This is a genomic window from Tardiphaga sp. 862_B3_N4_1, assembly GCF_051811085.1.
Lineage (GTDB): Bacteria > Pseudomonadota > Alphaproteobacteria > Rhizobiales > Xanthobacteraceae > Tardiphaga > Tardiphaga robiniae.
Genome location: NZ_JBPWQB010000002.1, coordinates 402,733 through 416,615 on the forward strand (window position 1 = coordinate 402,733; position 13,883 = coordinate 416,615).

Genomic DNA, 13,883 nt, shown 5'->3' on the forward strand with positions numbered 1-13,883 from the left:
GATTTACTGGTCGTCAAAAATCGCAACGGCGCGTGTCCAGCCCGCCGAAGCAGCGCGAATTTTCACCGGGAAACAGGCAATGCGAAAACCGGATGGCGGCAGCTTCTCGAGATTATGGAGCTTCTCGATGTGGCAGTACGCGCGCTCGCGTCCAGCCTTATGGCCTTCCCACACCAGACCGTAATCCTGTGTCTGTGCGACGCGCTTGGCTGTATATTCGAACGGCGCATCCCAGCTCCAGGCATCCGTACCGGTGATCTTGACCCCTCGCTCGGTCAAGAACAACGTCGCCTCCCGTCCTACACCACAACCGGCTGACACGTAGTCAGCCTGTCCGAGACGCTCGCCCGCGCGCGTATTGACTACAACAATATCCAAGGGCTGAAGGTCGTGACCGATGCGCCGCAGTTCGGTTTCAACGTCGTCCGCTGTGGCAACGTAGCCATCGGCCAGCGACCTGAAGTCGAGCTTCACCCCGCGCTGGAAGCACCATTCGAGCGGCACCTCGTCGATGGTGAGAGATCTCTCTCCACCATCCTTCAGCGCATGATTCATTGTTGGATGGAAGTGATAAGGCGCATCGAGATGCGTCCCGTTGTGCGTGGTGAGCTCGACCTTCTCCATCGCCCAAGCAGCCCCGTCCGGAAGCTTGCTGTTGTCGAGGTCGGGAAAGAACGCCTGCATCCGGTCGATCGTCATCGAATGATCGAGATATGCGATGCGCGGCCGCGCGAACGGGGGGTCACTCGCCACATCGTTCTCGATAGGCACCGATATATCCAACACCCGCATCTGGCCGTTTCCCGTGTTTCCCATGCCCTCCCCATTACTCAAGCGAAACTGTCCAGTCAAGCGCTTGCTTGAAACAGTCGCTTGACTGAATTGGTATGTTCGGCAATGGTCGGTCATGAGCACGAAAACAGATGCACTTACCGCCCCACTGCCTGCCGACACGGCAGACAAACTTCTCGATGCTGCTGAGAGGCTCTTTGCAGAACGGGGCTTCAACGGCGTATCGACCCGGGCAATCACGGAAGCAGCCGGGGTAAACAATGCTGCTGCGCACTATCACTTTGGTTCGAAGGCTGCTCTCATCTCCGCGGTCTTCGAAAGGCGCCTGGGTCCAATCAACCGCCACCGAGAAGAACTAATTGCTCAGGTGCTGAACGCTGGCGGCTCCGCCCCGGATATCTCGGCGATCCTGAAGGCGTTCATCGGTCCTACGCTCGGAATCGGCAACTCACCTGGAGAACAGAGTTTCAAGATTCTGGCTGCACGTTCCTCGATGGATCCATCACCAGAAGTAAGAAAAACAGTATTCAGCTTCTACCACTCCGTCGGAAAGGCTTTCATCGACGCAGTCACTAAGGCCTGCTCGCATATAGACCGGAAGGAACTCGCCTGGCGCCTCGCCTGTGTCTACGGCGCAATGCTGTACATCCGCGGCGACAACGGGCGTATCCAGGAGATTCTGGGGGATGACATCTCATTTTCCGATCCGGACGAAGCCCTCGAAAACGTGATTCCCTTTCTCACTGCCGGGCTGTCGCTGCCACCGGTGAGATCCGCACGTCCCACAAAGCCAGCCCGAACTCCGAATAAGCCACGCTAGGAGAGCGCAATTGGCGGTCTCCGCCCCCTCAGGGACTCATCATGCACCCTAACGATCCTTCACTACGATCCTTTATCGACGTCTCGCCCGACTCTGACTTTCCGATCCAGAACCTCCCTTATGGAGTCTTCTCAACAGAATCTACGCTCTCACGGCGGGTTTGCGTTGCTATTGGCGATTTCGTTCTCGATCTCCACGCGCTGCAAAGCGCAGGTTTGATCGGGCCCGCTGATGTCTTTTCCGAACCGACGATCAACGCTTTCATGGCATTGGGTCCAAAGATCTGGTCCGCGACGCGAGCCCGGATCAGCGAACTTCTGCGCCACAATAATCCTGTCCTTCGTGACGATGCGAGCCTGAGAGCCCGCGCCCTCTTCGCCCGCAGTGAAGCAAGACTACATCTTCCAATTCGCGTGTCCGGCTTCACCGATTTCTATTCTTCGCGCGATCACGCGACTAATGTCGGAACGATGTTCCGCGACAAAGAAAACGCGTTGTCGCCCAACTGGCTCCATATCCCGATCGGCTACAACGGCAGAGCATCGACAGTCGTTGTGAGCGGGACCAAAATCAGGCGGCCACTTGGTCAGACGAAACGTCCCTTCGACTCGACACCGAGCCACGGCCCCTGCCTGCGGCTGGACTTCGAACTTGAGATCGGAACGGTGATCGGACAACCGTCAGCCATGGGCACCACTCTGAGTGAACAACAGGCTGAGGCGATGATATTCGGCTTCGTGCTCCTGAATGATTGGAGCGCGCGTGATATCCAGCAATGGGAGTATGTGCCGCTCGGTCCATTTCAGGCGAAAGCGTTCGCCACTTCAGTGGGTCCGTGGGTCGTGACACGGGAAGCCCTGGAGCCATTCCGTGTTCATGGACCGACGCAGTCCCCCGAGCCACTTCCATATCTGCATCAGACCGGTGCCAACAACTATGATATTGCTCTCGACGTGACGCTTCGAGGATCCGAAATGCAGGTTCCAGCAAACATCTGCAGCACGAACTTCAAACAAATGTATTGGTCGCCCATTCAACAGCTTGTGCATCACGCATCTTCCGGATGTGCCATGGAAGTCGGCGACCTGCTCGGCTCCGGCACGATCAGCGGTCCCGGCCCAAAAGAACGCGGTAGTATGTTGGAGCTCAGTTGGAATGGGACCGACCCGATCAAACTTGCCCCTTCGGTCGAGCGGTCTTTCCTGAATGACGGAGATTCGCTCACCATCTGGGGCCATTGCTCCGGCGCATGTTACAAGATCGGCTTTGGTGGAGTAGAAGGCACCATCGTTCCAAGTATGTAGAGCGAGGAAGGCCGGTTTGGCCGGGTATCCATGCGGCAATTCATCGTCGGCACAGCTGCCGGTGCTCGCATCGATACGAACGGTCAGACTGGCTCTCGGTATATTGCCTTCTTCAACCTGATATAGGCAGGCGATCAGTGGAGGCTCGTCAGCAAGAAGCTCCAACCGACCGATTAGGTCGCGCTCGACGGCTGCCACGCCCTGGATGAAGCGAACACCGCTTCAAAGCCGACGCGTCGAGGAAATGCCTCGACCTCTTCATGAGCCGCCAGAGTGCGGCCGTCGCGCAGGCTGTTCTTAACGCTTTGCTTCTGCCTTGGGCGCGGTAATCAATTTCGGTGTCACCGCTACGTGGGAAACAGCCCCTTCATTTCAATAGATAAGCACCAGAGCGATCGTCAGGCAGACTAATGCTGCGACTACGACGTTCAAAGCGAGCTTAAAGGATTGCATATAGGTTCCTATCGAGTAGCGAGTCGTCGATCATCAGGGCGTCTGTTGCTAGGTGCGATGTTCAATTACGCGATCGACGGTGACCATTGGACAGGTTGTCCGACGTCCGGATCACGGCTCCGTGGACCGTCTAAGCGGGGGAGATCTTCGCGCCCGTTCGCACCCAAAGGTGGGTCAAGAAGAACGAGACTACGAGCATGGGAATGATGGCGAGGTTCAGCTCCGCCCACCCAAAGGTCTCGAGGATTGGTCCGGCGGCCAGCGTAGCGATCGCAGTGAGAAAGCCGCGAATCAGCTCCGCCATGCCTTGCACAGATGCCCGCTCATGCGGGAAATGCGATGCTGCAAGCAGAGTCGTCCCGCCGACAAACATGAAATTCCATCCGACGCCGAGGCAAAGCAGCGCGATGTAGAAAGCAGGCAAGGTTGTAGAAAACGCTGCCACAACGCCGCACGCGGCACTCATGACCATTCCGGCGTATAGGACCGCCGGCATACCGAACCGCGCGATCAGACGACCGGCCACGAAGGATGGCGCATACATTCCAACTAAGTGCCATTGAATAATGTTCGCGCCATCGTCGATGGAATGACTGCAAGCAACCGCAGCAAGGGGAGCCGCTGTCATGACGAACATCATGACCACGCCGCCGATGACATTGTTGGCAAGAGCCGCAAGGGAGATGGGTCGGGAGAAGATCAGGATGAGGCTGCGGGATGAAGTTGCGGCGCTGGGAGCCGGGACGTATTCGTTTGGAACGTCGCGGTAGGTGATACCCAGCAGAAAAGTGCTGGCGAGACACAAGATGAAGACGACAAGGTAGGACCCCGCAAACAACGGCGGGAACCAGTCTTTACTCCACGCAGCGACGGCCGGTCCTATCACTGCAGCTATCACGCCGCCCGCTAGTACCAGTGAGATTACCCTCGCCTTGTCATCCGCATCCACAGCGTCCGCAGCGGCCAGCCGATAGAACGAAGCGAAAGACTGAAAGATGCCGACGCCGGCGGTTCCGACGCAGAACAGCCAGAAGCTGGCGTGGATGACGGCCCAAACAGATACCAGTCCGCCAATGGCTCCCACCATCGCTCCGAATGTAAACCCGGCGCGACGTCCGATGCGCTCCATCATCAGCGAGGCGAATAGGGATGTAACCGCGCCGGCGACGGTGATCATGGCGAACGGAAGCGTGGCAAGGGATTTATCTGGCGCAAGCTGATATCCGGTCAAGCCGGTGAGCGTCAGGTCGATCGCGAGTGCCGCTGTGAAAAGCCCCTGCGCGACAGCGAGCACCATCGGATTTCGATGTCCGCTCCGCGCAGAGACTGGGGTCAAAAATGGATCCTGATCATCGACGTGCACGGTCATCTTGTTTTCCGGCAAAGGGTGACCAAAATTGAACCACCCGATTTGCTGGTGTAACCCGATCACGCTTTTTGGCGAATGACGAACATCCCGCGAATCCCGCCATCGTAGTGCTTCAGCTATTCACCCCATACAGCCATCGTGCGGCCGGGGATCGATGCCTCTCTGGAAGGCGACCCGGCACGTGACGAAAAGGATAGTGTCTCAGGCGTCCGTCATCACCGATTGAGCCGGCGTTCGCCACTTCTGCTGGATGTTGGCGGTGATGTCATAGGAGTTCATTCGGCGCATGCTTTGCGGCGGATGGCCAAAAATGCGCAAGAACGCGCGTCTCATCCGTTCCGGATCCACAAAGCCGACATTGCGGGCTATTACCTCGAGCGGCTCGCTGCCGTTCTCTACTCGATCACGAGCTACTTCCGCGCGCACGCGCTCGACCGCCTTGGCGGGCGTCTCTCCGGTTTCCGACAGGAATGCTCGTCCGAACTGACGAGGGCTGAGGCAGGCCACGTCCGCCAATCTGTCGATGGACAAGGGCTCGGTAAGATTCTCTCGGATGAAGGTGAGGACGTTCCGGATGCGATCCGAACCTGGCTCCATGTCCAAAAGGGCCGAAAACTGCGACTGTCCTCCGGGTCGACGATGATAGACGACGAGCATCTGCGCCGCCGCCCGCGCGATATCGGCACCGACATCCTCTTCGACCATCGCAAGTGCCAGGTCCAGGCCAGCGCTGACGCCCGCCGATGTCCAGATATCGCCGTCCTTGATGAATATCCGATCGCTATCGACCCGCACGTTCGGATACGCCCGTTGAAGCTGGCCCGCATGTTTCCAATGTGTCGTGGCGCAGCGTCCATCCAGCAAGCCGGCAGCAGCGAGGACGAAGGCACCGGTGCAGACGCTTGCGGTACGGCGCGCGTTCGAGGCTCCAATCCTGGCTACATCGATCAGTTCGTCGCACTGTTCGAAACTCGTGCTCGGTACGTCACCGCCGACGATGAGGAAAGTGTCGTACCGGCGAGGCGAGTACGCTTCCGTAGATACGCTGATCCCAACAGCGCTCGACACTAATCCGCCTTCCTGAGATATCAAGTTCACGCTGTAAATCTCGCGGCCGCTTGCCCGATTGGCCATGTGAAAAGCGTCAGCTGGTCCGCTCATGTCGAGAAGCTGAAAATGCGGGTAGACGAGAATACCGACTTGGCGCGTCATCTTTAAACCTTACTACGCCGATGTTGATCTCTCGGCGCAAACGGATAATCCCTTATTTTGTGCCTTCGGGTAAACATTCGCGACGATCACATAAACCGGCGGATGGCGTTATTTGTGGGATATGTGGCGTGATATGAGGTGCAAAGCCGGTTCGGAACAAAAAGTTATTGAGGGGGGACGGCTTGACTTCGGGAAGGGATCATCAGGAGAGCTTCTGATCATGTCGGGTGGCTTCTGGCTAGGAAGATCCCACAAGGTGCGTTGACGAGCTTGGCTGCCGGCAAGAGCGAGGCTCAAGATAGGGGCAACTAGGAGGTTACCTTTTAGGAATGTTGCAAGAGCTCGTTAACGCAGTATCCCAAAACGCATTGCACTGATCAACATTCAGGACGTCCAGCGTCGTAGTCGCCAATCAAACATGCTGGCCACCATTGATGTGAATTTCAGCACCGTTCACGTATGAGCCGGTTTCCGTACATAGCACATACACGATTTTAGCAACCTCGTCGGGAGTGCCCAGGCGATGCATCAGAATCTGCTGGTCGACGATAGTCTGCGTGCCCGGTGACAGGATCGATGTATCTATCTCGCCCGGGGCGATTGCGTTAACGCGGACGCCGAGTGGACCGAAGTCGAACGCCATCTCTCGCGTCAGTGCAGCGAGCGCCGCTTTGGAGGTAGCGTAGGCAGCGCCTGCGTAAGGATGCACACGCGATCCGGCAATCGAGGTTACTTTGACCACCGAGCCCTTAGCAGCCTTCAGCTGCTCCATCAGGCCACGCGCCATCATGATCGGCGCGAAGAAGTTGACTTTGAACACATGGGACCAGATGGCGACGTCGGTGCCGATCGCGCCCATCCGCGCGCCGCATTCTGGGAGAAATCGCCGCATTGTTCACGAGCGCATGCAGCGCGCCACCGTTGAGGCGTTCCTTGATGTCCTCGATCGCGCGCACGGTATCGTCATGATCGGCGAGATCGACCTGGATGTGATCTTCCGGGCCCGCATCCCAGGGGCAGACTTCGGGGAACGGATGCCGCGAGCAGGTCAGAACGCGCCAGCCGGCACTCGAAAAACGCATGACGGTTGCATGGCCGATGCCGCGGCTGGCGCCGGTCAACAGCATGGTGCGCTTAGGTACGTTCGATCCTTGGCTTGTCATGATGGTCTCGCTCCTTATTCGATGTTGGAAATCGTCGCGCCCCCCTGATCAAATTGTCTCTGCGGATTCGTTCATCACGCGGGGCCGGGGCGCTGTCGGCGCGCGCTCCAGGCCGCTAAAGCGGAAAGAGCGAGACCAGGCGGGAAGCTCTGGAAATATTGTCTCTCACCTGCGCAAGACCTTTCAGGAAAGTCTTCAGAGTGTCTGCGTCCAAATCTCCGAACATAAAGTCCCTTATCGAACCGCGCTCTCCCGAAATGGCTTCAATCCGGTCCCGCGCGACTTGGGAAAGCGACATCAGAATTACCCGCGCATCGGTCGACGATTGGACCCGGCGTACGAGCCCTTTCGCTTCGAGCAGCTTCGATTGCGTCGTCACGAACGATGCATCGACCGCCATGCATTTCGACACCTCGCGGACTGAGACCCCCTCTCCCGCACCGCGGTCTTCCAGGACCGAAATCAGAACCCACTGCGGCACGCTGACCTTCAGCTTCCCGGCCAGGTAGGCTCTTATCTCCGCGAGGTGCGCGTCGATCGTGATCATGTCCCAGCAGAAGCGTTCGGCATCCGGCGAGTGAGGCGCGCCCCCTTTTATGTTCACGCCTGCTTTCGGCATCATTGCCTGAAACGCTGTTGCGGAACTGCTCTCCTCGCCTCGAGGGTTTATAATCGGCTTGTCCGCGATCGAAGCGGGCGGCGATCGACGGTCTTTCATCACCCAACCTTTTCGACGAATACGCGGATCGTTCCGCCGCAAGTGAGGCCGACCTTCCACGCCGTTTCGTCCGCTACGCCGAACTCGAGCAGGCGAGGCGTTTGGCTCTCGATGACCTCGAGCGCTTCGGCAACGACCGCACCTTCGACGCAGCCGCCAGATACCGAACCGAGAAACATACCCTCGTCGTTGATGACGAGGTTCGAGCCGGCAGGTCGGGGAGCCGATCCCCACGTCTCGACCACGGTCGCTATGGCAACCCCATGACCTGCAACGATCCATTCTTCCGCAATCTTCAGGATATCTTGCTGCATGCTTTGTCCTCGCCATCTCGTGTATGGAGCTTAGATGACACGCCGAATGGCATTCGGCGGCATGGTATTACATCGCAAAGGTCAGATCTCAAGGCATACCGACCTCGTCGAACTTGCCGAAGTATTTTACGGAAACGTTCTCGCTGGGACGTTCCAGATGGAGGTAAGCACCACGGTCGAGCACAGCCGGCGCAGCCTTGTTTTGACTACTCGGCCGGGACCACCACCGCGTCGGAGCTCCGCCGTCGTGACAGCAGATCGCCGAACGAACGGCAAACGACGTAGAAGATCGGCGTAAAGATCAGACCGAAGCCGGTGACGCCGATCATTCCGAAGAAGACGGCTGTCCCCAGAGCTTGGCGCAGTTCGGCGCCTGCGCCCCGGGCTACGAGTAGCGGAACGGCGCCCAGGACAAACGCGAAGCTGGTCATCAGGATCGGCCGCAAGCGGGTTTTAGAGGCTTGCACGGCTGCATCGATCGGCCCGAGTCCGTCGCGTTCTTCCGCTTGCTTGGCGAATTCGATCACGAGGATGGCGTTTTTCGCGGCCATGGCGATCAGCACCACGAGACCAATCTGCGTGAGGACGTTGTTATCCATACCCCGCAGGTTCACGCCGGTCATCGCTGCGAGAATGCACATTGGTACGATCAGAATGATCGCGAGAGGCATCGTCAGGCTTTCGTACTGCGCCGCCAAAACAAGGAAGACGAGTACGACGGCGAGCACGAACACAAGACTTGCGGTATTTCCTGCGATCTGTTGTTGAAAGGCGATGGCCGTCCACTCGAAGCTGTAACCTGAAGGTAGCTGTTCGGCGGCGAGCTTTTCCATCGTCGCGAGCGAACGTCCGGTCGAGTAGCCGGGCGCCGTGTCGCCATCGACTTCCACCGCCGGGAATAGGTTGTATCGAACGACGCGATACGGCCCGGTCTCGTCCCTGAATGTCGCAACCGAACCGATCGGGACCATCGTGCCGCTTGCCGACCTTGTCTTGAGATTGCCGATGTCGGCCTCGGTGCGGCGGCTCGATTGATCGGCTTGAGCGATGACCTGGAACGTGCGGCCGAGCAGATTGAAGTCGTTGACGTAGGTCGAACCGAGATACACCTGCAGCGTCTCGAACACGCGCTCGGGCGGTACTCCGAGCATGTCCGCTTTCGGACGATCGATGTCCGCGTACACTCTCGGCGTGGCTGTGTTGAAGAACGTGAACACCTGCGCGAGGCCGGGCGTCGCGTTCGCGTGAGCGATGAGCTTGTCGGACTGCACCGCCAGCGCCTTATAGCCCTGCCCGCTCCTGTCCTGAACCATCATGCGATAGCCGCCGGCCGATCCGATGCCGTCAATCAAAGGCGGCGGAATGACCAAGACCCTGGCTTCGTCGATGTCCGCGACCCTCTTGCGGGCCTCAGCGAGAACGCTGTTCGCCGACAGGTCCAACGTCTTCCGTTGATCAAATGGATTGAGGGGTACGAAAATCGTTGCGGAATTGGGCGCGCTCGAATCCGAAGCGGCGTTGTACCCCGCAAGCATGATTGTGCCCCGCACACCCGGAACCGAGAGGATGCGTTTGGAAACCTGCTGCAGGACAGCGTCTGAGCGGGCGAGCGATGCGCCTGGAGGAAGCTGGATGATCGTGATGAGATAACTCTGGTCCTGCGCGGGCACGAAGCCGGTCGGCGTCGTCCAAAGAACTGCGACCGTGGCCACGATCAGCGCGCCGTACGCGACCATCATGATCTTCCAGTTGGCGATCAGGCGCGCGGTGAGGCGCCCGTAGCCGTCGCTCAGGCGATCGAAACCTCGATTGAAGGCGCCGCCCGCGGCCCGCAACGCGCGTCCGGCCCATCCGCGCGGACGGGGCGAATGGTCGTGCCGGAGAAGGAGCGCGGCAAGCGCCGGAGATAACGTCAGCGAGACGATCAGCGATACGACGGTCGCGGCCGAAATCGTGAGCGCGAACTGCTTGTAGAAGGCGCCGGATAGCCCGGTGAGGAAGAAGGTCGGGACGAAGACCGCACAGAGAACGAGCATGATGGCGACCAAAGCCCCGGATACTTCGTCCATCGACACGCGCGCGGCCTCGAGCGGAGCCAAGCCTCGTTCGAGGTTGCGCTCGACATTCTCGACTACGACAATGGCATCGTCGACCACGATACCAATCGCCAGGACGAGACCGAACAACGAGAGGCTGTTCAAGCTGTATCCTACGATCGCCATCGCGGCGAACGTACCCACCAGGGAAACAGGGATCGCGACAACGGGAATGATCGCCGCGCGCCAGTTCTGAAGGAATACGAAGATCACGATTACGACGAGCGCGGCCGCCTCGAAGAGCGTATCGCGTACGGCTTCGGTCGACTGAGCTATGAATTTCGTGGAATTCCACATGATCCGAAATTCGAGACCACGAGGGAATTTCTTGGCGGCCTCTTCCATTTCTCGTTCCACGGTCAAGCCGGTCTCCAGCGCGTTGGTGCCTGGCCGTTGGAAAATGCCGATCATGACCGAAGCGTCGCCGGACAGATAGGCGTTCGTTCCGTAGTCCGCGGCCCCTATTTCGACGCGCGCGATGTCCCGTACCCGCACCTGATGACCGTCGGCGTCGGTGCGGACGATGACGTCGGCAAACTGGCTCGGTTCGGTCAGGCGCCCTTGTGTACGGACGTTCAATTGGAATGCATCGTTGTTGGCGGTGGGCGGCTGACCAAGGGCTCCCGAAGCCACTTGGACGTTCTGCGCCCGGAGCGCCGCAACGATTTCGCCGGCCGTGAGGTTTAATGCGGATGCCTTGCCGGGATCGATCCAAATGCGCATCGCGATCTCGCGGCTGCCGAAGATCCGGGCATCGCCGACGCCCTCAATGCGGCTGAGCCGGTCGCGGATCTGAGTGAGCGCGTAATTCGAGATGTAGCTTTGATCGAGCGAACCGTCCGAAGACACCAGATTGACCGCCATCAAGGCACTCGGCGCCGTCTTCCGCGTGGTTACGCCCAGACGTTGGACGGTCTCCGGCAGTCGCGGTACCGCGGTCGCGACCCTGTTCTGCACGAGCATCTGCGCGGCGTCCAGATTGGTCCCGACTCTGAACACCACCGATATCACCACCCTCCCGTCGGCGGTGGATTGACTGGTCTGGTAGAGCATGTTGTCGACGCCGTTGATCTCCTGCTCGAGGGGCGACGCGACTGTTTCGGCAACCGTCTCTGCCGACGCGCCTGGATATGTGGCTGAGACCGCGACCGTGGGTGGAATGATGTCGGGATATTGTGCGACCGGCAGCTTGAAGTAGGAGATGGTGCCCGCGATAGTGATCACGACGGCGATGACCGCGGCGAAGATCGGCCGGGTGATGAAGAACCGGGAAAAATGCATGCGTGACAGTCCTGATTGCCTGCGATCGCTCCGCTCAGCGGGCGAACGTGACCTCGCCGCTCGTAGCAAGCATTGGTGTCCTGGGCGAAGACGTGACCGGCACGATCTCTCCGGCCTTTGTCGCGACGTTGGCTCCGGGCACGGCTGAAATAATCCCGCCGACGATGACGAGGTCGTCTGCGTTCAGACCGCTCTTGACGATACGAAGCCCGTCGACCACCGCCCCGAGCTGAACCGGTTTTGCGATCACCTTGCCATCGGACGCGACGGTCAAAACCGTTTTTCGAGCTTGATCGGTCTGTATCGCGAAGTCGGGCACGAGCAGCGCCGTTGACGCCGTGCCGTTGGCGAGTCGCATGTTGCCGAACATTCCGGGCGTCAGGAACATGTCCGGGTTCATCAACACTGCGCGCGTACGGATGGTGCCGGAACGCGGATCTAGGCCGGTATCGATGAAATCGAGTTGACCACTCCAGCGATAGTTCGTTTCGTCCTGAAGGCGGACCTCGACCCGGGACGGTTCGGCACCCGATTGTTGAGCGCGCTTCGTTTTGAGGAAGATCGCTTCCGACGTATCGAAATTGAAGTATATTGGATCGAGAGCGTTGATGGTCGTGAGCAGCGTGCTGTTGGCCCCGTCGCCCGCCATGACTAGGTTGCCGGGATCGACGCGGCGGTCCGAAGCGCGACCTGCAATTGGGGCGCGCACGTCGGTGAATTCCATGTCCAGAGCTCGAGACTGCACGCGCGCCTCGGCTGCGGCGACGGATGCCACGGCGGCTTGCATCTTTGCGCGGCGCCGATCGACTTCGCTCTTCGAGATCGCCGCATCGCTGAGCTGGTCGGCGCGCGCGACGTCGGTGCGTGCCAGCGCCAGATCGCTTTTGGCGCTCTCCAGCATGGCTTGAGCTTCTCCGAGAGCCGCCTCGAAGGGGCGCTTATCGATAGTGAAGAGCAGCTGTCCCTGCTTTACGATGGCTCCATCTGCGAAGTGAAGCGCGATGACCTGTCCGGAGACCCGCGGGCGCACGTCGACGCTCTTGCTTGGCGCGAAGCGACCGACGTACGCGTCCCATTCGTTGACCGTGCGCGAAAGCGGCGGCGCAACCGATACCACCGGCAGTGGCGGAGCGGCTACAGCGGTTTGCGGGTCGCGGGACAGAAGCATGGCTGCGATCGGCACTCCAAGCATCGCCAACCCGATGACTCCCCCCCACATCAAGCGGCCGTTACGCGAACGCAGGGGCACGCCAGTTTCGAGGTCGTTCGTGAATGCGCTCATTTTATCTGATCGCTCAGTTTCGAAGAGGTGAAAGGATCGAACGTCCGCCGCACTCGATCGCAGTATCGTCCTCGACCGAAGTTGCAGATCGTCCCACATCACAAGACGACCGCCTGGTTCGGGTATCCGACATGCTCTCAACGTAGGTCGACGGCGGATTTGCGATTTTATTTACGAGGGACATCAATTCCGTGATGTTAAGTGGAAAGGGTGCTTCGATCGTCTCGAGCAGAGGCGATCGGACGCGGCAGGTTGATCGCTATCTAACTGGCCGCGTGGCGTGCGATATCGTAAGGACAATCGATCGCGGCGTCGCACAAGTCCATGACAGAGATACCTCGAATCCGGTCATGATGATCATCAAGAGCGGCGGGATCGGACGTGAGGGTCGGCGCTCTTGCGGGAGACATGCGGCCCCATTTATCGAGCAGTTGAACTTCGGTCGCGTCACTCTGGGGCCGATGAGGCGACGGTCCGATGCACTATCGTGGATCATTTGCCGAATTTGGCGAGACACACAGCGGCAAAATAGTGCAAGCTCTCATCGGATGAGATCTTTGCACATCGCGGCGCCAAACCGAAGCGGCTTGCGAAATAGCATGAATCTCAAAACTTTCATTGCTCACCGCCATGTCAAGACACAGGACGGCGACGCCAACAAGCAATGTTCTCCTGCGGGAGCGTAGTGCCGCCCTCTGAAATCGCATTATGCTTGCCTCGTGCAACGCGGATACAAGTGAAACGCTTGTGCTTTCGGACCTTCGTGAAGTCCGCGTTATGCCGTAAACGAATGGCTGCGTGGGTTCGGCCAACGCAATGTCGCCGGCCCCTCGGTTGCGTCTTTAAATAAGCGCAGGTCTGCGAAGCACCGAGGTCATTCACCCCTCGAAAGCCGACATACGGTTGAACAAGGCGGATTGAAGAGATGCTCTTCAAAAAGAACGGCGGCAGACAGTGTTCCCCCGGTGCCCTCCAGGCAAGCTCGGCAACCTATCGGCCAAACTTCCTGATCCAGCGTGGGTCGCCGCGCGGCTCGGGGGTTGTTTGATCCTCCAGCAAGGCCTGGATCTTCAAGTCAT

10 protein-coding genes and 1 pseudogene are annotated in these 13,883 nt (G+C 59.1%); 2 read left to right on the top strand and 9 right to left on the bottom strand.

Going from position 1 to position 13,883, the window contains the following annotated elements:
- Positions 1 to 3 precede the first annotated feature (3 nt).
- A complete protein-coding gene (locus AB8B02_RS19140) occupies positions 4 to 792 on the bottom strand; it encodes a cyclase family protein (RefSeq protein WP_439064878.1) in 789 nt (262 codons plus the stop codon).
- 115 nt (positions 793 to 907) lie between these two features.
- On the opposite strand from AB8B02_RS19140, the gene AB8B02_RS19145 reads away from it, so the two are divergent.
- Together AB8B02_RS19145 and fahA are read left to right on the top strand one after the other, a co-directional pair.
- Complete coding sequence (locus AB8B02_RS19145; RefSeq protein ID WP_439064879.1) at positions 908 to 1,612, top strand: TetR/AcrR family transcriptional regulator; 705 nt, start codon at positions 908 to 910, stop codon at positions 1,610 to 1,612.
- A 41-nt stretch (positions 1,613 to 1,653) separates the two neighbouring features.
- On the top strand, positions 1,654 to 2,916 hold the full coding sequence (gene fahA / locus AB8B02_RS19150) for a fumarylacetoacetase (RefSeq protein WP_439064880.1): 1,263 nt from the start codon (positions 1,654 to 1,656) through the stop codon (positions 2,914 to 2,916).
- A gap of 583 nt (positions 2,917 to 3,499) precedes the next feature.
- Here fahA and AB8B02_RS19155 read toward each other — a convergent pair.
- The 8 genes and pseudogenes from AB8B02_RS19155 to AB8B02_RS19190 all read right to left on the bottom strand — a co-directional run bounded on the left by AB8B02_RS19155 (position 3,500) and on the right by AB8B02_RS19190 (position 12,804).
- The gene (locus AB8B02_RS19155; protein ID WP_439064881.1) at positions 3,500 to 4,738 is read right to left on the bottom strand and encodes an MFS transporter; all 1,239 of its coding nucleotides are present in this window, start codon (positions 4,736 to 4,738) and stop codon (positions 3,500 to 3,502) included.
- Positions 4,739 to 4,939: 201 nt separating this feature from the next.
- On the bottom strand, positions 4,940 to 5,950 hold the full coding sequence (locus AB8B02_RS19160; protein ID WP_439064882.1) for a GlxA family transcriptional regulator: 1,011 nt from the start codon (positions 5,948 to 5,950) through the stop codon (positions 4,940 to 4,942).
- Positions 5,951 to 6,362: 412 nt separating this feature from the next.
- Positions 6,363 to 7,113: pseudogene (locus AB8B02_RS19165) on the bottom strand (SDR family NAD(P)-dependent oxidoreductase).
- A 115-nt stretch (positions 7,114 to 7,228) separates the two neighbouring features.
- Complete coding sequence (locus AB8B02_RS19170) at positions 7,229 to 7,831, bottom strand: MarR family winged helix-turn-helix transcriptional regulator (RefSeq protein ID WP_439064883.1); 603 nt, start codon at positions 7,829 to 7,831, stop codon at positions 7,229 to 7,231.
- A complete protein-coding gene (locus AB8B02_RS19175; RefSeq protein ID WP_439064884.1) occupies positions 7,831 to 8,145 on the bottom strand; it encodes an XdhC family protein in 315 nt (104 codons plus the stop codon). Before AB8B02_RS19175 ends, AB8B02_RS19170 begins: the two co-directional genes overlap by 1 nt.
- An 88-nt stretch (positions 8,146 to 8,233) precedes the next feature.
- Positions 8,234 to 8,404, bottom strand: a complete 171-nt coding sequence (locus AB8B02_RS19180; protein ID WP_439065898.1) for a COX aromatic rich motif-containing protein — start codon at positions 8,402 to 8,404, stop codon at positions 8,234 to 8,236.
- Positions 8,352 to 11,522, bottom strand: coding sequence for an efflux RND transporter permease subunit (locus AB8B02_RS19185; RefSeq protein ID WP_439064885.1), 3,171 nt, complete (start codon positions 11,520 to 11,522; stop codon positions 8,352 to 8,354). The genes AB8B02_RS19180 and AB8B02_RS19185 overlap by 53 nt, the downstream gene beginning before the upstream one ends.
- Positions 11,523 to 11,556: 34 nt before the next feature.
- Positions 11,557 to 12,804: an efflux RND transporter periplasmic adaptor subunit gene (locus AB8B02_RS19190; protein ID WP_439064886.1), complete on the bottom strand. Its 1,248-nt coding sequence runs from the start codon at positions 12,802 to 12,804 to the stop codon at positions 11,557 to 11,559.
- Positions 12,805 to 13,883 lie beyond the last annotated feature (1,079 nt).